18 protein-coding genes are annotated in these 20,673 nt (G+C 64.5%); 5 read left to right on the top strand and 13 right to left on the bottom strand.

Features of this window, described 5'->3' with window-relative positions; translation table 11 throughout:
• Positions 1-3: 3 nt before the first annotated feature.
• The 6 genes from THIMADRAFT_RS08360 to THIMADRAFT_RS08335 all read right to left on the bottom strand — a co-directional run bounded on the left by THIMADRAFT_RS08360 (position 4) and on the right by THIMADRAFT_RS08335 (position 6,556).
• Positions 4-1,200, bottom strand: a complete 1,197-nt coding sequence (locus THIMADRAFT_RS08360) for a response regulator (protein WP_007192573.1) — start codon at positions 1,198-1,200, stop codon at positions 4-6.
• Positions 1,201-1,256: 56 nt separating this feature from the next.
• Entirely contained in the window at positions 1,257-1,901 is a 645-nt protein-coding gene (locus THIMADRAFT_RS08355; RefSeq protein ID WP_007192572.1) for a protein-methionine-sulfoxide reductase heme-binding subunit MsrQ, read from the bottom strand.
• A 139-nt stretch (positions 1,902-2,040) separates the two neighbouring features.
• Positions 2,041-3,000 carry a protein-methionine-sulfoxide reductase catalytic subunit MsrP gene (gene msrP / locus THIMADRAFT_RS08350; protein ID WP_007192571.1) on the bottom strand — a complete coding sequence of 320 codons (960 nt, stop codon included), beginning with the start codon at positions 2,998-3,000 and terminating at the stop codon, positions 2,041-2,043.
• Between the two features lie 234 nt (positions 3,001-3,234).
• Positions 3,235-4,149, bottom strand: a complete 915-nt coding sequence (locus THIMADRAFT_RS08345; protein ID WP_007192570.1) for a restriction endonuclease — start codon at positions 4,147-4,149, stop codon at positions 3,235-3,237.
• Complete coding sequence (locus THIMADRAFT_RS08340; protein WP_007192569.1) at positions 4,136-5,089, bottom strand: bile acid:sodium symporter family protein; 954 nt, start codon at positions 5,087-5,089, stop codon at positions 4,136-4,138. Before THIMADRAFT_RS08340 ends, THIMADRAFT_RS08345 begins: the two co-directional genes overlap by 14 nt.
• A 189-nt stretch (positions 5,090-5,278) precedes the next feature.
• Positions 5,279-6,556 carry a bifunctional O-acetylhomoserine aminocarboxypropyltransferase/cysteine synthase gene (locus THIMADRAFT_RS08335; RefSeq protein WP_007192568.1) on the bottom strand — a complete coding sequence of 426 codons (1,278 nt, stop codon included), beginning with the start codon at positions 6,554-6,556 and terminating at the stop codon, positions 5,279-5,281.
• A gap of 315 nt (positions 6,557-6,871) precedes the next feature.
• Between THIMADRAFT_RS08335 and THIMADRAFT_RS08330 the strand changes: the two genes are divergently transcribed.
• A complete protein-coding gene (locus tag THIMADRAFT_RS08330) occupies positions 6,872-7,726 on the top strand; it encodes a pentapeptide repeat-containing protein (RefSeq protein ID WP_007192567.1) in 855 nt (284 codons plus the stop codon).
• A gap of 232 nt (positions 7,727-7,958) precedes the next feature.
• Here the strand turns inward: THIMADRAFT_RS08330 and THIMADRAFT_RS08325 are convergent, their stop codons facing one another.
• The gene (locus tag THIMADRAFT_RS08325) at positions 7,959-9,683 is read right to left on the bottom strand and encodes a hypothetical protein (RefSeq protein WP_007192566.1); all 1,725 of its coding nucleotides are present in this window, start codon (positions 9,681-9,683) and stop codon (positions 7,959-7,961) included.
• A 156-nt stretch (positions 9,684-9,839) separates the two neighbouring features.
• Positions 9,840-11,027, bottom strand: a complete 1,188-nt coding sequence (sat, locus tag THIMADRAFT_RS08320; protein ID WP_007192565.1) for a sulfate adenylyltransferase — start codon at positions 11,025-11,027, stop codon at positions 9,840-9,842.
• 424 nt (positions 11,028-11,451) lie between these two features.
• Between sat and THIMADRAFT_RS08315 the strand changes: the two genes are divergently transcribed.
• Positions 11,452-11,670: a hypothetical protein gene (locus THIMADRAFT_RS08315; RefSeq protein WP_040730417.1), complete on the top strand. Its 219-nt coding sequence runs from the start codon at positions 11,452-11,454 to the stop codon at positions 11,668-11,670.
• Positions 11,671-11,720: 50 nt separating this feature from the next.
• Here the strand turns inward: THIMADRAFT_RS08315 and THIMADRAFT_RS08310 are convergent, their stop codons facing one another.
• A complete protein-coding gene (locus tag THIMADRAFT_RS08310; RefSeq protein ID WP_007192563.1) occupies positions 11,721-12,404 on the bottom strand; it encodes a lytic transglycosylase domain-containing protein in 684 nt (227 codons plus the stop codon).
• A 603-nt stretch (positions 12,405-13,007) separates the two neighbouring features.
• On the opposite strand from THIMADRAFT_RS08310, the gene THIMADRAFT_RS08305 reads away from it, so the two are divergent.
• Positions 13,008-13,535, top strand: coding sequence for a YcbK family protein (locus THIMADRAFT_RS08305; protein ID WP_040730606.1), 528 nt, complete (start codon positions 13,008-13,010; stop codon positions 13,533-13,535).
• Positions 13,536-13,864: 329 nt separating this feature from the next.
• Here the strand turns inward: THIMADRAFT_RS08305 and THIMADRAFT_RS08300 are convergent, their stop codons facing one another.
• Positions 13,865-15,688, bottom strand: a complete 1,824-nt coding sequence (locus THIMADRAFT_RS08300; protein WP_007192561.1) for an RNB domain-containing ribonuclease — start codon at positions 15,686-15,688, stop codon at positions 13,865-13,867.
• 158 nt (positions 15,689-15,846) lie between these two features.
• On the opposite strand from THIMADRAFT_RS08300, the gene ygfZ reads away from it, so the two are divergent.
• Both ygfZ and THIMADRAFT_RS08290 read left to right on the top strand, forming a co-directional pair.
• Positions 15,847-16,884: a CAF17-like 4Fe-4S cluster assembly/insertion protein YgfZ gene (gene ygfZ / locus THIMADRAFT_RS08295; RefSeq protein WP_007192560.1), complete on the top strand. Its 1,038-nt coding sequence runs from the start codon at positions 15,847-15,849 to the stop codon at positions 16,882-16,884.
• Positions 16,881-17,285 carry a DUF1622 domain-containing protein gene (locus tag THIMADRAFT_RS08290; RefSeq protein WP_007192559.1) on the top strand — a complete coding sequence of 135 codons (405 nt, stop codon included), beginning with the start codon at positions 16,881-16,883 and terminating at the stop codon, positions 17,283-17,285. Before ygfZ ends, THIMADRAFT_RS08290 begins: the two co-directional genes overlap by 4 nt.
• Before the next feature lie 195 nt (positions 17,286-17,480).
• Here the strand turns inward: THIMADRAFT_RS08290 and THIMADRAFT_RS08285 are convergent, their stop codons facing one another.
• The 3 genes from THIMADRAFT_RS08285 to THIMADRAFT_RS08275 form a co-directional block, all read right to left on the bottom strand.
• Positions 17,481-18,017 (bottom strand): hypothetical protein, encoded by a 537-nt coding sequence (locus THIMADRAFT_RS08285; protein ID WP_007192558.1) that lies wholly within the window; start codon positions 18,015-18,017, stop codon positions 17,481-17,483.
• A 6-nt stretch (positions 18,018-18,023) separates the two neighbouring features.
• Entirely contained in the window at positions 18,024-18,758 is a 735-nt protein-coding gene (locus THIMADRAFT_RS08280; RefSeq protein ID WP_007192557.1) for a YMGG-like glycine zipper-containing protein, read from the bottom strand.
• A 104-nt stretch (positions 18,759-18,862) separates the two neighbouring features.
• Positions 18,863-20,482: a formylglycine-generating enzyme family protein gene (locus THIMADRAFT_RS08275; protein WP_007192556.1), complete on the bottom strand. Its 1,620-nt coding sequence runs from the start codon at positions 20,480-20,482 to the stop codon at positions 18,863-18,865.
• Between the last annotated feature and the right edge of the window lie 191 nt (positions 20,483-20,673).

Below are 20,673 nucleotides of genomic sequence, written 5' to 3'. Positions count from 1 at the left end.
GTGTCAGGCCGACACCGGGCCGGGAGGCATGAGCGCGGGTGATTCGCGCAATGGCTCGACTCCGTCGAGACGGTTCGAGTCACGGTCCGCGAAGCGCTCGGCAATGCTTCTGAACGCCTCGCGCCGCATCAGGAAGGCGTCGACCACATCCGGGTCGAAATGGGTGCCGCGTCCTTTCTCGATGATGGTCACGGTCTCTGCAAATGGACAGGGCAGCTTGTAGACACGCTGGCACATCAGGGCGTCGAAGACGTCCGCAAGCGCCATGAGCCGGGCGGCGATCGGGATCGCGTCGCCCTCGAGCCCCTCCGGATACCCCGAGCCGTCCCATTTCTCGTGATGATAGTGCGCGATATCCTTCGCGATCGCCAAAAAGGGGAGCGGACACTCGGCATCGCGCTCGGCCAGCTCGATCGCCTCGCGTCCCAGACGGCTATGCGTCTTCATGATCTCCCACTCGTCGGGCGTCAGCTTGCCCGGCTTGAGCAGGATGTAGTCCGGCACGCCGACCTTGCCGATGTCGTGCAAAGGCGCGGACTTGACCAGAAGATCGATGGTTTGAGCGGTCAGAAAAGGCGCAAAACGCGGGTGCGTCCGCAAGGCGTCGGCGAGCAGCCCGACATAGCCTTGGGTGCGGCGCAGATGGTTGCCGGTCTCGGGATCGCGGATCTCGGCCAGGTGCGCAAGGGCGCGAATACTGGCGTCCTGGATGAGGAGGTTCTCCTGCATGCGACGCGACACCTCGGCCTCGAGCAGCAGATTCTCGTTGCGCAGACGATCGCGAGCGGACTTCAGCTCCAGTTGTGTCTTGATTCTGGCAAGCGCGATCGCCGGCTTGATCGGCTTGGTGATGTAGTCCACCGCGCCCAGCGCCAGACCGCGCTCCTCGTCCATCGCCGCGTCCAATGCCGTGACGAAGATCACCGGAATGTCCGCGGTGCCGGGGTCGGCACGCAACCGCCTCATCACCTCGTAGCCATCCATCTCGGGCATCATGACGTCGAGCAGGATCAAATCGGGACGCGGCTCGGCAAGCGCCTGCAGCGCTCTGCGACCGGAGCGAACGGCGCGGACACAATAGAGAGGACTCAGGAGATCGGCCAGAACGGCCAGATTCTCGACCGTGTCGTCGACAACGAGAATCGTCGGCAACGCCGAGCGGGTATCATCAGTAAACACAAGGGCCGACTCCTTCGGCATGGCAATCTTTCCATTGTAGTGCTTTCCGAATGTTTCGCCGACAGCAGCGCCGCATCTTAGCGACGTTCCGGCGCCACCCGGGGACGCCGACGCCTTCTCGCCGCCAGGCGCCTGGAGAGGTCGCCCCAGGGGACGCGCAGGCCGAGCAGAACCGCGAGAATGACCCCGTAAATCGCGGGCTCCAGGAGATCCGCCTTCACCAGCCAGAGATAGTGCAGCACGCCGAGCACGCCGATGGCGTAGACGGCCCGATGCAGCGTCTTCCAGCGCCGCCCGAGACGCCGCACCCAGCCCTGTGTGGAGGTGATCGCCAAGGGCACCATCAGGACGAAGGCCGCGAAGCCGACCGTAATGTAGGGCCGTTTCAGCACATCCTCGGCGATCGCCCCCAAGTCGAAGAACCGATCCAGCCAAAGATAGGTCGTGAAGTGCAGGACCGCGTAGAAGAAGGTGAACAGGCCCAGCATGCGTCGATACCGGACAAGCCAAACGTGCCCGGTCAGACGCCGCAAAGGTGTGACCGCAAGTGTCGCCAGCAGAAGACGCAAGGTCCAATCACCCGTGAAATGCGTGATCGCCTCGACCGGATTGGGTCCGAGTGCACCGCTCGCCCCGCGGGCGATCAAGAGACCGAAGGGCATCAGACAGAGCATGAACACCAACGGCTTGACGTAACGCACACGCATCTCAACTCGGGTCATTGTTGAAAGCCTCGCCGGCCTCGCGCATTCAAACGGCCACCCAATGTATCAGTCGCTCGTGACACCCGCTCTGCGGTGTCACGCATCCCCGTGGCGCTCTGCGCCATGTGCCACGGCGGATTCCGGAGCAAATCGAACATCAGAAGAACCGCTTCAGGTCCATCCCGGCATAGAGCCCGGCCACCTGATCGCCGTAGCCGTTGAACGGCAGTGTCTCGCGCTTCTTCGCCAGCCAGCCGTCGCCGATCATGCGATGGGTCTTCTGGCTCCAGCGCGGATGATCCACGGCCGGGTTGACGTTGGCATAGAAGCCGTACTCGTTCGCCTGCATGCGGTTCCAGGTCGCCGGCGGCTCCTTCTCGGTGAAGCTGATCCGCACGATCGACTTGATGCTCTTGAACCCGTACTTCCAAGGGACGACCAAGCGCAATGGCGCGCCGTTCTGGTTCGGCAGCAGCTCGCCGTAGAGACCCGTGGAGAGGATCGTCAGCGGGTGCATCGCCTCGTCCATCCGCAGCCCTTCGCGATAGGGCCAGTCGAGCACGCGACGCTTCTGTCCCGGCATCTGCTCCGGATCATAGAGTGTCTCGAACGCGACATACTTGGCCTTGGAGGTTGGCTCGAAGCGCTTGAGCAGGTCGCCGAGCGGGAATCCGACCCAGGGCACCACCATGGCCCACGCCTCGACACAGCGCAGACGATAGATGCGTTCTTCCTGCGTGAAGGACGCGAGGATGTCCTCGATCCCGATCTCGCCCGGTGCGGCACATTCGCCGTCGACCGTCACCGTCCAGGGGCGCGGCTTGAGAAACCTGGCGTTGGCCTTCGGATCGCCCTTGTCCGTGCCGAGCTCGTAGAAATTGTTGTAGCTGGTGATGTCGTCGAGGCTCGTCGGCGGCTCGTTCGTGCTCAATGGACTCGGCTGAATATTCGGGATCGCATCCCCCGCCAGCACCCGAGACGGCGCGGTGCCGGCCAACCCCAGCGCCGCGAGTCCGATCCCGGATGCCGACGCCTTCAAGAACTCACGTCGGCGCTGCCACACCTGCTCTGGCGTGATCTCGGAGGGTAGAATGTCTGCGGGCTTCTTGATCAGCATGTCGTCTCCGGTATTCGGGAATTGGTGCCCACGCCCGTCGGCGCGGGATCGCACATCAGAGAGACCCGGCACCGTGCCGGATCCTTTCATGCCGATTAGATGGGGACGGAACCGGACGGTTCGCGAGGGCTCAGCGTTCGGGATGGATTCCGAGGCCCGAGACTTGGCGCAGATCGGGGCGATGCCGCATCCGATTTGACGAGGCGTTCCGTCCGGCGCGGGGCTGCGCCGCTTTCAAGTGTCGCTGAAATAATCCGAGTCTAGCCGCTTGAGCTCGTAAACGGCGTCGGTCGCGACGCCGACCCCGAAGTCGATCATGAACTGCGCAAGCTGCTGCCCATCGATCAGGATGATCTTGTTCTCGATATTCGCGGCAAATTCCTTCGCCGTTTCACAAAATCGCGAAGTCGTGATGAAAACGCCCTTACGAGCGCGCTTACCTTGGAGTGCGCCCGCAAACTTCTGGATCTCCGGTCGGGAAATGGGGTCTTCCCATTTCTTCGCTTGGATGTAGATGATGTCCAACCCGAGACGGTCTTCCTTGATGATGCCGTCAATTCCTTCGTCTCCGCTTCGCCCGATGGCTTCTCCAGCGTCCTTGCGTGATCCACCGTATCCCATCTTGACGAGCACCTCGACCACAACACGCTCGAAGAACATCGCGGAGCCACCCTTGAGCTGAGCAAGGATTTCGGCTGCAAGATTCTCGCGCAACGTTTGGTAGGCTGCCTCGAGCTGCTCTGCAGGCGTCTTGCCCTCCCGCTCCTCAAAGTCCGAACAGTCCTGATCACCGGGGTTCTCCTTACGCTTATCACGCGCGGCCACATACTCCGGAAACTGCCGAAGAAGGCGGAGGTTGATCTCCGAAGGCATTCCTTTCAAGACATCCTGGCCCCGATCCGTGATGCGGAAAACACCCCGCCGCGTGTTTTCCAGCAGCTCCGCCATCTTCATGTGCGCTCGCGCCCAAGCAACTCTGTTGTCGATCACCCGTTGCTGACCGCTTGGCAGAAGCTCTTTCTGCTCATCCTCGTTCAGTTGGAACTCCTGTACGAGTGCTTCCAGTGCCTTCTGATTCGTGTGCTCGTTGCCGTCCGCGCAGAATCGCAGTAGAGGAAGCATAATGCTTTGAAAATCAGGTATCGCCATGTCCATGTATTCCTTGTTGCGGGACGTAATCGCGCGGGGCTCGACGCGCCCACCAAGACGCCAGCGCGGCACCCGAGAGGTTGTGCCAGATCGAGAAGACAGCGCCGGGCAAGGCCGCCGCCGGTCCGAAGAACTTGACCGCGAGGGCGACGGCGAGTCCGGAGTTCTGCATCCCGACCTCGATCGCCAGCGTGCGCGCGGTGGTCTCGTCCCGACCGAGCAGACGTGCCGACCAATAGCCGGCGGCGAGCCCGATCCCGTTGTGCAGCGCGACCGCGATCACCACGGCAAGGCCGACCTGCGCGAGATTGCCGGCGTTGAGTGCGACGATGATGGCGATGATGAGGACGATCGCGGCGACCGAGATGAGCGGGAAGACCGCCTTGACCGGTTCGATCCGGGCGCCGAGCACGCGGTTGACGAGAAGGCCCAAGGCCACGGGGGCCAGGACGACCTGCGCGATGGAGATCAGCATCTCCAGGGCGGGAACCGGGACCGTCTCGCCGAGATAGAGCCAAGTCAAGGCCGGCGTCAGCAGGACGGCGGCGAGCGTCGAGGCGGTGGTGAGCGTGATGGAGAGTGCAACATCGCCCTTGGCGAGATAGCAGACGACATTCGAGGCCGTCCCGCCAGGGGCCGTCCCGACCAGGATCAGGCCCGCGAGCAGCTCGGGCGAGAAACCCATCGCCATGCCGATCGACCAAGCCGCGAGCGGCATCACGCCGAACTGAAGCGCCATCCCGAGCCCGACGAGACCGGGGCGGCGCAGGACGGCCGCGAACTGATCCAGCGTCAGGGTGACGCCCATCCCGAACATCACCAGGCCGAGCAAGGGCAGGATCGCCGGCTTGAGCCCGACGAGCGCTTCCGGGAAGAGATAGGCGAAGAGCGCGCCCGAGAGTGCCCAGAGCGGGAACCATGCCGTGATACGCGTCATCATTAAACCACGTCAGGGGTCATTTGGATGGTGGTCGAACTCCATCGGCCTTAAGGGAATCCACCAGCGTCGGAGCTGACGCGGTTTAAGATGATAAATTTTTCAATATCTTAAACCGCGCCGACTCCAGCGGTCGCAAGGTCTGCCGGGGCCGATCCCATCCAAAACATCACATACCGCACCGGGCGCGGTTTAACCCGCCGCCGCCAGTGCCTGCTCGAGATCGGCGATGATGTCGTCGATATGCTCGATGCCGATCGACAGGCGAATCAGGTCCTCGGAGACGCCTGCGCGGGCTAGCTCCTCGGGGGACAACTGACGGTGTGTGGTGGTCGCCGGATGACAGGCCAGTGTCTTGGCATCGCCGATGTTGACCAGACGCACGGTGAGCTTGAGTGCGTCGATGAAGCGCGCACCGGCCTCGCGTCCGCCCTTGATGCCGAAGGAGAGGATGGAGCTGGCCTTCCCGCCGTCCATGTACTTCTGAACCAGCGGATAATCCGGGCTGTCCGGCAGACCGGCGTAGCGGACCCACTCGACCTGCGGCTGCGCCTTGAGGTACTCGGCCACCGCGACCGCGTTCTCGCAGTGCCGGTCCATGCGCACGTGCAGCGTCTCGATACCCTGCAAAATCAGGAAGCTGTTAAAGGGCGAGATGGCCGCGCCCATGTTGCGCAGCGGCACGACACGGGCGCGGGCGATGTAAGCCGCAGCACCCAGCGCCTCGGTGTAGACCACGCCGTGATAGGAGATGTCCGGCTCGTTGAGCATCGGGAAGCGGCTCGCGTGCTCGGCCCAGGGGAATTTGCCCGAGTCGACCAGGACGCCGCCGATCGTGGTGCCGTGTCCGCCCATATATTTGGTCGCGGCGTGGACGACGATGTCGCAACCGTGCTCGAACGGGCGGCAGAGATAGGGTGTGGGCACCGTGTTGTCGACGATGACGGGCACCCCATGGGCATGGGCCATGTCCGAGATCGCGCGCAGGTCCGCGACATTGCCGGCGGGGTTGCCGATGGATTCGCAGAAGACCGCCTTGGTCTTCTCGTCGATCAGCGCGGCCATGCCCTCGATGTCGTTGGGCGCGGCGAAACGCACCTGGATGCCGAGCCGAGGCAAGGTGTGCGCGAAGAGGTTGTAGCTGCCGCCGTAGAGGGTCGAGACCGCGACGATGTTGTCCCCGGCCTGGGCGATGGTGAAGATAGCGTCGGTCACGGCGGCCATCCCCGAGGCCAGCGCCAAGGCGCCGACCCCGCCTTCCATCGCGGCGACGCGCTGCTCGAGCACGTCGCTGGTGGGGTTCATGATGCGGGTGTAGATGTTGCCGGCGACCTTCAGGTCGAAGAGATCGGCGCCGTGCTGGGTATCGTCGAAGGCGTAGCTGGTGGTCTGATAGATGGGGGTGGCGACCGCCTTGGTGGTCGGGTCGGGCGCAAAACCGGCGTGAATCGCAAGGGTCTCGATCTTCAATGGTGTCTCCTGATGGTGGTGTCGTTCTAGTGGCCAAGGCGATCGCATGACCCCGAGCCCTGGCTTTCGTTGTGGTCTTTTCGCCTTTGCAATCCCGTTTCCCGGATTCGGACACAAGGGTTGTCGCGGCGCCCTATCCTCCCGGCCGAGCAACATTCGCGGCAAGGTCAACGATGGTATCCATCAACTCCGAAGCTGTCGATCGATGCAGAAGCGCAAAGGTCATCCCTCGATTCAGCGGCTTCTGTTAGATTTAGCGGGTCGGCTGCGGCGATTCGGTCAACGAAAACACAACAACGACGGAGGATGGGCAAGATGTTCGAGATCAAGCATCGCGAGACTGGACAGGTCCTCGAAAGGATCGACGCGGACACCCTTGCAGGCGCGGACCTGCGTGACATGCACTTGAACGGCGCAGATCTGCGCGGCGCCGACCTCTCGAGCGCCAACCTCGAGTCGAGCGATCTGGTCGGCGCCTTGCTGAGCGGCGCACGGCTGATCGACGCCATTCTGGTCGCGACCGATCTCACCGACGCCGACCTCGGCGGCGCCGATCTGACGCAGGCCCACCTGGGCGCGGAGCGGCCCTCGCGTGCGGCGACACTGAACGGCGCGAACCTCTCGAAGGCCAACCTCGAGCGCGCCGATCTGCGACATGCCGACGTCAGACGCGCCGACCTGCGAGGCGCCAACCTGGCCCATGCGGATATGCGCGATACGGACTTTCAGGGCAGCGATCTGTGTCACGTGGTCGCTCCCAAGGCGCTCTTTATCCGCGCCAACCTGCGCGAGGCCAATCTCTGCGGTGCGGACCTGCGCGACTGTCACCTCAACGACGCGAATCTTGCGGGCGCCAGCATGCACGAGGCCGACCTGACCAGCGCCCTGCCCGGCGGATTCACGGTCATCAATCTGGCCAACTTCGAGGGTGCCGATCTGCGCGGATCCAAGCTGCGCAGCGTGTCGGCTCAAGAGACCAATTTCCGCAACGCCAACCTCACCGACGTCGACCTGACCAACGCGGTGCTGGGGGGTGCAATCCTGCGCCGCGCCGACGTCACCAACGCCGATTTCTCGGGCGTCGAGCTGGCGAGCGTGACGATGGAGTTCGCCAATTTTTCCAAGGCACGCAACGCAGTTTATCCTTCTTATAAGAAGAATCTGCGATAACCTGCTGTACTTGATTGAATCCCGGCGTCCGCTCGGATTGCCGGCCTGGACGATCGCGCCTGAGTCTCCGCCGCGTTCGCGTTCCGGCGGTCGGGCTCGTTCATAAATCCGGCCAGAGCGGCACGTGGCGCGGAGCGCCAAGAGAAGCGTGACACCGCCGGAGCGGTGTCACGAGGGCTCCAATGGGTTGGGTGGCCGGGCTCGTGAACAAGGCCCGGCAGTCGAAGCAGGACTAGCGACGAATGGGGCAGCGCGCGGAGGGAGTCTGCTCCGCCGATGTCGTTCCGCTTTGGGACGCGGCATCCTCCGGTTCCGGCGGGAGACGGATCAACTGCACGGACGCAACCCCGAGCGCCGATTTCAATGCCTCCAGCTGCGCCGCGAGCCCTGCGTCGGGGTCCGCGGGCAAGGTCCAGCGCCGACGGTCTCTGATCAGGATGCGATCGGAACCGCAATCGTCCTTCATCGTGAAGACGTCCCAATCCCGCGGATGGATCAAGCCGTTGAACCAGCCCGTTGCGTAGGGCACCTCGACGGGGACGCCGTCTTGCTCGGTCAGGGTGTTGCGGAATGCGATCCCCTTGGCATGGGCCGCGGCATAAAGTGGGTAGAACACCTGCCCTTCGATGTAGACGGCCGGTTGACCTGAATCGCACGCAAAGGCGGCCGCGATCTCGGGACGCATTCCCCCGGTGTGGGCCTCGCCGACGGGATCGGTCGCGTGGGCACGGAAGAGCCCGAACAGGGCGAATCCGACCACCGCGAGGCTGAACACCTGCTGCAGGCGAGGGGAGCGCAGACGCGACCAGACGAGATCGAGCGCCAAGACGATGATCACCAGATAGAGCGGCAACAGCATCGCTTGATGCCGCATGAGTCCACCGAACGGATAGGCACCGACGACCCCCGCCGCAAAGACCAGGAGGGTCGCAATCACGGCCGTCAGCACCATCAGCACCCGCGCGCCCTGTCGCCGCCATAGGGCGGCAACCAGCACGACGGCAGCAGCCGTCCAGAACAATGCCACGGCGACTATCTGCCCCGGATCGGTCGCGGGAAACTGCGGGGTCAGCCAGGCGGCGTTGCCGACCAGACCGCACCAGGCGAACTGCAGAATCGAATCGCCTTCGCACAGGGTGAAGGACTCCAGATGCATCGGCGCCACGGCCCCGCGACCGCGTCCGTACCCGAGTGCAAACCACAAGAGCACCGAGACTGCGCCGATGACGAGGACAATGAAGGCGGTCCAATCCAGAAAGCGCCAAGTCCGAATCCATTCAAGCGGGCGAAAAAAGCGACGTCCGGCCCGCACGGCCCACAGCGACGCCAGTGCCAAGATCAAACCGAGCGTGACGAAGAGTGCCGAGTAGATGAAGGCAAAAGCGATGGTCAGCGCCAACGCGGCCATCAGCGGCTGCGGTTCGGGCGTGACCCCGAGACCGTTCGCGCCCGAGGCGTTTCGCGGGACGAGCGTCGTCGCCGCGAGCAGACCGATGACCAAAAACAGCAGTCCGAAGCTGTAGGAGCGCACCGAGACGGCAAGCTCGAGGAAGGCGAAGCTCGTGATCAGCAAGACCACCCCGAGCAAGGCCATCTCCGGGACGACACGCAGACGCCGCAGCAGCAGGTACCAGAGCGGAACGGTCGCGACGGCGGACAAGACCGACGGCAGCCTGAACCAGAAGGGATCCGAGCCGAAACGTGCCATCGGCATGAGCAGGAGATGGTGCAGCGGCGGATGGGCATCGACGATGCCCTCCTCCAGTGCCTTGGTCCAAGGCGCGAGCGTGCTCAGGTAGAGGTGCCAAGCCTCGTCGTAGCCCCAGCGTGGATCGAGCGCAAAGAGCAGCCCGATCCCGAGTGTCGCAAGGGTCAAGAGGACGAGCGTGAGGGTGGACTCGCGCCCCGACATCACATCCGGGGGCCTGGTCGCGTGCGAAAGCTTGGAGGTGGACATTGATCTCTCGGCCGCGCAGGAATCAACCACACCTGCGCCGGCACCCTTTGGTTATCGTTTAGGAATCCGCTGCCTGAATCCTCTCGGCGCGCAACGGAGCTGTCCGCGCGAGTGCGTCGGCACCCTGCGGACAACGCGGCTCGTCCGCAAGTCGGCTCAATCGAGCGAGCGATAATAATCCATCAGGATCTGCGCGACCTCCGGTCGCGAGAACTCGGGCGGCGGAGCGATCCCGTTGCCGAGCATCTCTCGCACCTTGGTTCCGGACAGCAGGACGAAGTCTTCCTTGCTGTGATCCGGCGCCTCGGACATCATCACAACCCGGTTAAGCTTTTTCGAGTAAGCGGTATGATCTGCCTTGAAGATCTCGATCTGCAGGGCGTCTGCGGGAACCTCTTCGTCGAAGATCGTCTGGGCATCGAAGGCGCCGTAGTAATCGCCGACACCGGCATGATCACGGCCGATGATGAAGTGGGTCGCACCCATGTTCTGCCTGAAGTAGGCATGCAGCACCGCCTCGCGCGGCCCGGCATAGAGCATATCGAATCCGTATCCCGTGACCATGGCGCTGTTGGGCGGGAAATAGAGCTCGACCATCTTGCGGATCGCCGCATCCCGGACGGGTGCCGGGATGTCGCCGGGCTTGAGCTTACCGAGCAGCATGTGGATCACCAGGCCGTCGCAGTCGAGCCGCTTCATGGCCATGTGACACAGCTCCTCGTGGGCGAGGTGCATGGGGTTGCGGGTCTGGAAGGCGACGACGCGCTTCCAACCACGCTCGGCGATCTCGTTGCGGATCTCCACGGCGGTGCGGAAGGTGTCCGGGAAGTCGTCCTGAAAGTAGGAGAAATGCAGAACCTGGATGGGTCCCGAAACCGCAAACCGGCCCTGGCTGTTGAAGGTCTGTACACCCGGGTGCTCCGGATCCGCAGTGCGGTAGACCTTTTCCGTCATGAGCGCCATCTGCGCGTCGCTCACCTGCTCGATCGCCTCGACATCCATCACGGCGAGGACCGGATTGCCCTCGACATTGGGGTCACGCAAGGCGATCCGACCGGCACCGGCGATGCCGTTGGCGCTCTCGAGCAGGCAGAGTACGGGGACCGGGAAGAAGAGACCGTCGGTCGTGCGCATCCCCTCCGCCACGGCAATGGCGTCTGCGACGCTCATAAAGCCGGGCAGCGGACTGAAATACCCGCCACCCAACATCACGGCATTGGCGGCCGCCTGCGAGCTGATGATGACCGAGGGCAGCGTCTCGGCCTCGCGCATCAATGCGTGGTGGGCATCCGGATCGTAGACGAACAAGGGCTTCAAAGCTTCGGAACCGACTGGGTTGATCATCTTCTCTTGCCTCTCATGGTGGGGCCCATCGCGCGCCTGTCGATGTTCGACCGAGGAGGACGATGAGACGACTGAGGGAACTGCGTTCTTGTCGGGCGTCGTCGGGGTTCGTGTGCGAGGCCGGCTCGCATCTTACCGGACGCGACCGTATTTCGGCCGGCAGTCATGGCGCGGAAACCCGATCCGCTCGCGGCGCGCGTACCGGGACGACCGACCCGCTCCACCGATCGCTAAAACCATACCACGGACCTTGAAACCCCTTGCCCAGAGGATCTTTATGCAACGAACAAATTCTCTTGCACTCGAGTCGACGCCGGTAGGCGTCGATTGCGCTAGACTTGCGCCCCGCGCGGACGGGCCCATTTTCCGCCACGAGCAATCGACCGAAACCCGGAAAACAGACATCGCGAAGGATACCCCGACCATGCCCTACTTCGTTTACAAGATCTCGCCGCCGCTGCAGCTGGAATACGTCGACACCATCGAATGCTATCAAGACGCGCGCACACTGGTGCGCCGCCGCCGCGAGGAAGAAGGTACGGGGAGCGGGGTCCAGTACCGACTCGTCTTCGCACGCCAACAAGGCGAGGCGGAAAAACTGCTCTCGACGCCGCGCGACGATCGCGTCATCGGCGAGGACTAGCCCGCACCGGACGCCGACTCGGACCTGCGGCCGGCAGTCTCGCCCGGATCTCAGCGAACCGACATGACCACGCCGGTGCCGACGTCCTTCTCCGCCCAGAGAAACTGACGCACCTTGCGCACGTAAGCCTGTGTTTCCGCATAAGGCGGGATCTTGCGCCCGTGCTTGATCACGGCACCCTCGCCCGCGTTGTAGCCGGCCAGGGCAAGCTCGAGATCCCAATCGAACATGTCCATCAGATCGCGCAGATAAGCCGTCCCGCCGCGGATATTCTCGACCGGATTGAAGCTGTCGGTGACCCCGTATCGGGCCGCCGTCCCGGGCATCAACTGCATTAAGCCTTGCGCCCCGGCCCGCGACACGGCGTTGGGATTGTAGGCCGATTCGGCCCGCACGACGGCATGGATCAATGCAGGGGACAGGCCGTAGCGGCGCGCGTTTGCAGCGATCAGCGTCTCGTAGGTCGCGCGGCGCGTCGCAAGCGATCCGGTGATGGGCGCCGCCTTCTTCAATGGCGTTTTGCGCTGGTCGAGGCCGGCCGACTTCGCCTTGTTCTCGCGAACCAGCTTCTTGGAGGCGCGTTGCCACTCGAGCCGATACTGACTCCCCTTCATGGGAGCGTCGGTGAAGTACACCTTCCCCGCGGCATCGACGTACTTGTAGACATCGGCCCGAGCGGCGCTCGCCGCGCAGCAGGCCAAAAGGACCACGAAGGTCAGCACGTATCCTCGCATCTCTTCCCCCCGTCGAATGACCGGACACGACAGCACACCGGCTCGCTGCCTCCGACGAATCGACCTCGATCCTTGTTCTGGAACCAATCCGATCCGATGCGTGCGAGCATGGCGCCCCGCATCGGGATCCCCCAGCTGTCGCGGCAAAGGTCTCGGCCAGACCGTCACGCAGCCAAGCGCGGCCCGACCGCCGTCATCCTAGTGCAGGATGGCCGTGCACGTCAGCCCCGCCCCGCTCGACGGCAGAAGAACACGCCGGCGATTCGCCGCACCGATGCACCCGAAACAACACGTCGCAGCATGAGCATAGACCAATTGAAGGCCAATGCACACGAGCACGGAGAGTCGATGGCGCGAGCCCGGAACACGGCTCGAAAAGTCCGCGAATCCGGTCAAAAGACGCCTTTCGTGCCGAATCAGGTGATCTGTTAACTCATAAAAAAATAAATATTTTCAACAGACTCTTATCATTGTTATCTTTTGCAAAGACTTAAGTTACGATTCGCATCGACAACCATGACAAATTTCTATTGCTTTTCCCCGATCACTTCCTATACTCTCGCCTTGCCGAAAGGCGAAAACGTCCAATGTACCGGGGGGAACATGAATCGACGTTATTTTTTAGGCGCTGCCTTGTCTGCCGTCGCCGCACCTGCTTTCGCGAAGAAACCGTCTGAACGCCCGCGCGTTCTTGCATTCAACCACCTGCATACCGACGAGAAGATCGCGGTCACGTATCGCGTCGGGGATCGCTACCAGCGCAGTGCGCTGCAGGAAGTCAATCACTTCTTCCGTGACTTCCGCACCGGCGATCAGGTCGCGATCGATCCTCAACTGCTCGACCTGCTCTACGATGTCAAGATCCACCTCGGCGATGTCGATGCCCGCTTCGACGTCCTCAGCGGATATCGCTCGCCGCGCACGAACAAGATGCTCCGGGAGACCTCCGGCGGCGTCGCAAAAAACAGCCTGCACCTGACCGGTCAGGCCATCGATGTTCGCTTCCCCGACCTTCCGACCCGATACATCCGAGATGCGGCCATCGCGCTCGGTCGTGGCGGCGTCGGCTACTACCGTCGTTCCGACTTCGTCCACCTCGACACAGGTGCCGTCCGGCGCTGGGGCGCCTGACGGGAGCCGTGCATCGCCTGTCCGCGAGCAGCGATACGTTGCTCGCGGACAGGCGATGTCGGACCCTGCGAACCGAACACCCGCCAGTCCCTGGCGAAACCGGTCCCTGGCGAGATACGGATCGGCCCCGAGCTAAACCACGCCCAGAGCAAAGTGCTCACTGTCGCATGGGCTCGACCTTGGGTGCATACACGGCTCTTGGCGGAGACGCGGTTTAGAATCTTATATTTTCTAATACCTTAAACCGCGCCGGATCCGACGATGATCGGAGCCGGCGCGGCCAAGCCCATTCAACAAACTGCGCATACCACACTGGGCGCGGTTTAAGATCACCCGAGCACACGAAACCCGGACGCGAGTCCGGGGACATCGACCTCGGTAACCGCAAGGCGCACTCGATCGTTCAAAGACGGGGTATCGCGCGTGCGTACCCGGGCCTCGAGCGCCAACTCCGGGATCAGCAGCGTCGTGCGTCGCTCGTCGAGATCGACGACGACACCGTCGCCTCGCCACGCCTGATTTTCGCGCAGAAAGACGTGTTTCCAGTGCTGATTGGAAAGCCGCTCGCCGCGTCGAACGGACGCTGCGGCAAGCTCCGCCTGCGCCACGCGTGCGGTGACCTCCTCTTCCGAGAGGCCGGATCGTCCGGTCAGCTCGGCCCTGATCTGCTGGTGCACCAAGAGATCCGAGTAACGGCGCAGCGGGCTCGTCGCGCGGGTATAGATCGGAAGCCCGAGCCCGGCATGCAGATCGGGCACACCCGTCAGGCGGGTCGGCTTGAAGCGTCGGCGACGTGCGTACATGGATGCGAGATCGGTGGCGGTATCGAGTCCCTCGGGTAGCGCCTGAGTCGCGTAGGGGATCGGGATCCCGCGCTCCAGACAAAACCGCCCCGCGGCCACCCCCGCCATGAGCATGGCATCCGTCACCATGGCTCGGCTACCGAGCCGCAGGAGCTGTCGAATCCGCACCTGGCCGTCTTCGACCCGGATGCTCACCTCGGGCAGATCCAACCCGGTCGCACCGTCGGCATGACGACGGGCACGGAAGGGCTCGACCAATGCCCGAATAGCCGCAAAGGGGCCTTCGTCGAGGCGCTCCTCGACCCAGTCATAGCTCAAACGCTCTACGCGAACCCAGGTGCGATGCACCTGGATGTCCCGGATCTCGCCCTGAGCGTCGCACAGCATGCCGAAGGAGAGCGCCGGGGAGATCGGCTTCAGCCCGAGCCCGAGCTCATCCGTGACCTGCGCCGGCAGCATGTTGACCACGCCCTCGGGAAGATACAGGTTCGCCCCGCGCGCCCTCGCCTCGCGCTCGATCTCGGATTCGGCATCGATCAGTGCGGCGACGTCCGCGACATGGACCCAGAGTCGATCGCCGTCCACGCTGATGGCGTCGTCCGGATCTTGATTGCCTTCGTCGTCGATGGCGTAGGCCGCGAGGTGCGTCAGGTCGAGCCGATCCTCCTCGATCAGCGACGGTACAGGCAGGTCGGGATCCCGGGTCGGGACCGCGCAGCGCGCCGGATACGGGTTGTGATTGGTAGGCCAGTAGCCGACCTGCACGAGTGCGCGATGGGCGTTCTCGGGGGTCGGCTGATGACCCAGCGCGGCGAGGATACGGCTGTGCTCGGACTGCCCGTGCGCCAGGCGCTCGATCTCGCCGAGTCGGTCCCGATCCTCGGGGGCCGGCGCAGCGGCGGCCATGCGCTCGAGGAATGCCTGCCAATCGCGCTCCTCCGCCGCCTTGGCCTCGCGCTCCGCACGATCCCGCTCGACGGCCTCGCGGGGCCGCGCCTGGATTTGCTCGGGGGTCCCGCTGAAGGTCAGCCCTTCGGAGACCAACTGCCAGGCTGCCCACGCCGTCGCCGGCGTGAAGGCATCGAACGCCAGCTCGGCAAGATCCTTGAGGTTGGTCTCTGACCCCTCGAGCAGCTCCCAGGCCGCGTGCAGCTCGCCCTCTTGCGGCGCGAGATCGGCCAAGCGATGCAGCGGACCCGGGTGCAGAAGCGCGACATCCTTCGGTCGAACGCGTTTGTGCCCGCCGTCGAGCTCGATCTCGATCTTCTCCCCCACGCTGACGACGCGTGCGGGGCGAACCTTGTAAAGCACCAGGCTATTGACCGGCGGACTGCATTGATATGTCGACAAGCTGCTGTGATCTCCCGTGCATCCATCTCATTCGGCCTTGCGCGGTCGATCCCTGTCGAGCGCGGTTTTCGCGGCACCTTTGGTTATGATACCGGAACCGGCCGCCTCTCGACGCAGCATCGTGCGGCCTCACGGAATTCAGCCCGAGGTAATTCAGCATGCATCCAGTCTGGCGAGACCATCTCACCGCAAGCTCCGCTCGGATCGACGAGGACGGCATCCCCCGTTTCCCTGCCACGGGCGCGGACACGGCCGACGGCTGTCGCCTCTTCGATCTCTCGCATTTCGGGCTCCTCGCCGTAAGGGGCGAGGACGCCTTCGGCTTCCTCCAGGGTCAGCTCAGCAACGATCTGCGCGAACTCTCGGAGAGCCATGTGCAGTGGAGCAGTCACTGCAGCCAGAAGGGTCGCATGCTGGCCAACTTCCTGGTCGCGCGGATCGGCGACACCTTTTATCTCCAACTGCCGACGGAACGCGTCCCGGACCTCCTCAAACGCCTGCGCATGTTCGTGCTGCGCAGCCGCGTGAGCATCGAGGATGCGAGCGACGACCTGGTCCGCATCGCGATCGCCGGCGATTGTGCAGCCGGGGCGGTGAGCGCCTGCGGACTCCCGGTGCCCGAGTCCGAGAACGGTCTCGCCATCGGCGACGGGATCGCCGTGATTCGCCTGCCGGGACCCACGCCGCGCATCGAGATCATCGGCCCGCCCGAGCCGCTGCGCGCGCACTGGGACACACTGCGCGCCCAAGCGACGCCGGCAAACAGCGATGCCTGGACACTCCTCGACATCCGCGCCGGCATCCCGAGCGTCTACAACGAAACGGCCGACACCTTCGTCCCCCAGATGGCCAACATGCAGCTCATCGACGGCGTCAGCTTCCACAAGGGCTGCTACACCGGCCAGGAGGTCGTGGCTCGGATGCAATATCTCGGCAAGCTCAAACGTCGGATGTACATCGGCGAGGTCGAGAGCGATAGCCCCCCGCGACCGGGCGACGCGCTCTTCTCGCCCGAGAGCACCTCGCAGCAAGGCAGCGGAACAGTGGTCGCCGCCAGCGCGGTCGACAAAGGCCGTTATGCGCTGCTCGCGGTCGTGGAGATCAAGGCGGCCGAATCAGGCGAGGTCAAGCTCAGCGAAGACGGCCCGCCGGTGCGGCTCGAGGCCCCGCCCTACGGTTTTCCGGTCGAGGAATGAGCGAGGGCCTCGAGGGTCTTCCGGGGTCGGGGTCGGGCATCTGGCTTCCCGATCCGGCTGCGCTCGGCGTCGAGGAGTGGGTGCTGACCGGGGTCTTATGGCTGAAGCTCGGTGTGGAGGCGATGGGGGCACTGATCATCGGCATCGGCGTGCTCGTCGCGACCTACCAGTTCATCCGCGCCCTGTTCTCGTCCGGCATCAGGGATTACAACCCGATCCGGCTCACGCTGGCGCGCTACCTGGCCTTGGCGCTCGAGTTTCAGGTCGGCGCCGACATCCTGTCCACCGCGGTCGCGCCGAGTTGGGATCAGATCGGCAAGCTCGGCGCCATCGTGGTCATCCGCACGGCACTGAACTATTTCCTGATGCGCGAGATGCAGGAAGAGCACCGGGGGCGGTAGGCTGGACGCGCGAGAGCGACGTCCACCGAGTCTCGCGCCGGCACTGGCGCTGGTGGACTGCGCTGCGCTTGTCCACCCTACGGCGCTTGTCCACCCTACGGCGTTTGTCCACCCTACGGCGCCTGTCCACCCGGCGCCGCTTGTCCACGCTCCCGCGCCGACGCCCCGATCGCCCGACACCGGCGCGGATCGTCGCTATTCGTAAACCCCCGCGGCCAACTCCTTCTCGAGCATGGAGACCTTGAGCTTGAGGTCGTCCCGGGCCGCCTGTTTCGCGGCTACATCGGTGCCGGCGTCGGCGGCCTTGCGGGACTGCACGCTGCTGTCGATCGCGGACACCCGGTCGGCGAGCGCGCGGTTGGCCTTGGTCTCGGCGGCGAGGCTCCGCTTCAGATCGCCCCACGCGGCATCGAGCCGGGCATAGTCGGCTTGCCGGCTGCTCAGCTCGCCCTTCACCTTGGACTGCTCGGCCTGAAGCTCGGAGAGCACCGAGCGGAAGGAGGCGTTCAGACGCTGCTCTTGGTCGAGCGTCGCCTGCATGGCGCGCTGACGCTCGCCGTAGGCGCCGGACGCCAGACATCCGGTGTTCTTGAAGAAATCGCGTGCGGTCGGGTCACACTCGCCCGGCGTCGTGGCACAGCCGGCGATACTTGCCGCCAAAGCGACGGCGCAGGCGACGAGGACGGGGCGCGCGAGCGACACGCCGGCGATTCGAATCGTCTCGATACCCATGATCACTTACCCGGCCACCGGGGATGCGTTGATCTGTTTGTCCATGAGCGCGACCTCCTGCTCCAGTCCCGAAATGCGCTTCTTCAGGACACCGATCTCCTGATCCAGTTGCGCGGTATTGGTCCCCGACTGCCGCTCGAGGTTGGAGATGTCCACCCAGTCCTGCTGCTTGGTCTTGAGCGAATTGATCGTGCTCTGCATCTGATCGCGATTGGCCTTGACCCCGGCGAGATCACGCCGCGCCTGCTCGCTCGAGATGGCCTTGCTGCGATAGGCCGCGTTGACCTGCGCGAGCCGTTTGCGATCGGCCGCGATCACCTCCTCGCTGGTCGCAATCAGGCTCGAGATACGCGCGTTCTCCGCGCGAACGTCCGCGGTCATGGCGGCGATACGCTGCTCGTCGTTCTGATATTGCTGCCGCTTGGATTGCACATAGGCGTTGGCCGCCAGTCCGACGGCACAGCCCGCGGCGGCACCGATCATCATGTTGTTGCTGCGTTTGCCGTCCGACAACATCCCGAGCAAGGCGCCGGCGACCGCGCCGGCCGCGCAGCCTTGGAGCGAGGTCTTGGCGTCGAGCTGGGAGGATTGCTGGCGCATGCGCTGCTCGGCGGGCGTTAATGGTGCGCCTGCGCCGTACCCTCCGCTGCTCGTCGAGGTGGTGGCGCAGCCTGTCTGGACGAGCGCCAGAGCCAGGGTGAAATAGAGAAGGTTCCGACCCGTGCGACTCTCGATCGGCATCTGCGTACTCCGTTGTGTGGTTCCGATGGGTTGCGACCTTGCATGTCCGGGGGTGAGTGTAGACCGAAACGAGGCCCTCCGCGTGCCGGCGTGGCATTCCCGAATCAGCGCAGTGCGCGACACCCTTGAAACCAATCCACGCGTGCGACCGCACCCGAGCGCGCATAGTCGACGACCTGCGCATGGAATCGCTCGGGATAAACCGCCAGCTCCCCGTAGCCCCGCGTCGCGAGCTCGTCGGTCAAACCACCGAGCTCGGCGGCGAGCACGGCCAGATCGTCCGGATAGGTCTGCGCGGTGCGCACGATCGAGTCGGCATAGACACCGATGTTCGCATCCAGCACCGCATCGTCGCGCGCCAGATCCTCGGCGAGGCGACGACAGCGCGGATGCTCGGCGTCCTCGTTCTCTTTGCAGAGGTCGAAGCGCCGGCGAAGCAGGTCGATGTTGTAACCCTCGACCGAGAGCTTCTCGCACAGCAGTCCACCGAAGCGCAGGGCCTCGCGGGCACTGCGCGCGCGCTGCTCGTAGAGCCGCTGGTTCGTCCCGGCGACGACACTGCGCAGCCGCTCCAGGCGCTGCTTCATCTCGGGCTCGCCGCTCGCCCGGGCGAGTGCGGTCAGCTCCAACACCGGGTCCTCGAAGGGACGATCCGACAGCACCGGACGCGGCGGCGGTGGCGTCTCTTGCGGGCGTGCGACATCGCTGCCGAGCCGCTCCCAGGCGACGCGCACGGCGTCGATGCGCTCGTTGGAGGTCAACACAGGGGCCGCGAGCAGGAGGCGGAAACCCGTGTCGGCCGTCCCCACGGCACCGCGATCGTCGTAAAAGGGGACCTCGCGCCGCAGCGAGCTGCGCAGATCCTCCGCGCTGGAATGGAGACTGCCGCCGCGCACCACCGCCGCGCCGGCCTGACCGTGGCGACGCTCCACCCGGTGCAGCCGAAAGGGGTCGAGGACATACTCCTCGAGGTTTCCGATGATATCGTGCAGGCCGAGCGGGTTCGCGCCGAGCACGCCGATCGGACGCACCTGCCCCTGTGCGTTCTCGTTGAACCAGGCATGCCGCGCAGGCCCGTCCGGCATCGGATAAAGCATCTCGCGGAACACGGCCGGGCTGACCCGATCGCCCCCCCTCGCCGAATACTCCCACTCCGCCTCGGTCGGCAGGCGCACGAAGGCAGGCACGCCGTCGGCGCGCGGCAGACAAGGCGTCGCGGTCGCGTCGCACTCCGCGATCGCCTCGGCCTGCGCACGCAGCCAGAGCGAATACCGATGCGCAAAGTCGAGCGCATCGTGCCAACCGACACCGCCCTTGGGGAGTCGCGCCGTCGCGCCCTTGCCCGGCTCTGGACAGGCGGCACCGGACGCGGCCGCAAGGACCGTGTCGTATTGCAGCGCGGTCACCTCGTATTTGCCGATCAGGAAACGGCGCCGCTCGCCGTCCGGTGCCTCGAAGCTGCCGGCGAGATGATCGAGATAGCGATGCTCGGCATAGCCCTGGCTTTCGGTCTCGCTGCCGAGCTCCACCTCGGTATCGGCGAGCGGGCCGGTGCCCGCCGTGCCGACCGGGCGGAAGGCCATGGCGCCGCCGCACGGCAGCGGGACGACGACGTCCTCCGGCGCGGGCTTGGGGTTGTAGAGGGGCTCGGGCCAGGTCACCGCGACCTCGGCAACGCCGTGTGCAGCAAAGCTACACAGCATGACCGCGACCGGTAGAACCATGCCGGACTTGCGGCCTCGACATCGACCGGAGCTGTCTTGCCCCTGGCATAGAAGGGCTCTCACGGAGACACGGAGATCACGGAGGAGCAGCAAGGACAGGGCTACAAGGCGGTCGCGTATCGAATCTCCGTGATCTCCGTGTCTCCGTGAGAGATTCGAAAGCACCGATCGGCCCTGCCCCGTCTGCCCGA

It is taken from the genome of Thiocapsa marina 5811 (assembly GCF_000223985.1).
Lineage (GTDB): Bacteria > Pseudomonadota > Gammaproteobacteria > Chromatiales > Chromatiaceae > Thiocapsa > Thiocapsa marina.
This window is presented reverse-complemented; position numbering and strand designations above follow the sequence as displayed.

Bases quoted from the DNA above. Each gene is read 5' to 3' on its own strand.
- THIMADRAFT_RS08360 (WP_007192573.1), bottom strand. From the start codon at position 1,200: ATGCCGAAGGAGTCGGCCCTTGTGTTTACTGATGATACCCGCTCGGCG.
- THIMADRAFT_RS08355 (WP_007192572.1), bottom strand. From the start codon at position 1,901: ATGACCCGAGTTGAGATGCGTGTGCGTTACGTCAAGCCGTTGGTGTTC.
- msrP (WP_007192571.1), bottom strand. From the start codon at position 3,000: ATGCTGATCAAGAAGCCCGCAGACATTCTACCCTCCGAGATCACGCCA.
- THIMADRAFT_RS08345 (WP_007192570.1), bottom strand. From the start codon at position 4,149: ATGGCGATACCTGATTTTCAAAGCATTATGCTTCCTCTACTGCGATTC.
- THIMADRAFT_RS08340 (WP_007192569.1), bottom strand. From the start codon at position 5,089: ATGATGACGCGTATCACGGCATGGTTCCCGCTCTGGGCACTCTCGGGC.
- THIMADRAFT_RS08330 (WP_007192567.1), top strand. From the start codon at position 6,872: ATGTTCGAGATCAAGCATCGCGAGACTGGACAGGTCCTCGAAAGGATC.
- THIMADRAFT_RS08325 (WP_007192566.1), bottom strand. From the start codon at position 9,683: ATGTCCACCTCCAAGCTTTCGCACGCGACCAGGCCCCCGGATGTGATG.
- sat (WP_007192565.1), bottom strand. From the start codon at position 11,027: ATGATCAACCCAGTCGGTTCCGAAGCTTTGAAGCCCTTGTTCGTCTAC.
- THIMADRAFT_RS08315 (WP_040730417.1), top strand. From the start codon at position 11,452: ATGCCCTACTTCGTTTACAAGATCTCGCCGCCGCTGCAGCTGGAATAC.
- THIMADRAFT_RS08310 (WP_007192563.1), bottom strand. From the start codon at position 12,404: ATGCGAGGATACGTGCTGACCTTCGTGGTCCTTTTGGCCTGCTGCGCG.
- THIMADRAFT_RS08305 (WP_040730606.1), top strand. From the start codon at position 13,008: ATGAATCGACGTTATTTTTTAGGCGCTGCCTTGTCTGCCGTCGCCGCA.
- ygfZ (WP_007192560.1), top strand. From the start codon at position 15,847: ATGCATCCAGTCTGGCGAGACCATCTCACCGCAAGCTCCGCTCGGATC.
- THIMADRAFT_RS08290 (WP_007192559.1), top strand. From the start codon at position 16,881: ATGAGCGAGGGCCTCGAGGGTCTTCCGGGGTCGGGGTCGGGCATCTGG.
- THIMADRAFT_RS08285 (WP_007192558.1), bottom strand. From the start codon at position 18,017: ATGGGTATCGAGACGATTCGAATCGCCGGCGTGTCGCTCGCGCGCCCC.
- THIMADRAFT_RS08280 (WP_007192557.1), bottom strand. From the start codon at position 18,758: ATGCCGATCGAGAGTCGCACGGGTCGGAACCTTCTCTATTTCACCCTG.
- THIMADRAFT_RS08275 (WP_007192556.1), bottom strand. From the start codon at position 20,482: ATGGTTCTACCGGTCGCGGTCATGCTGTGTAGCTTTGCTGCACACGGC.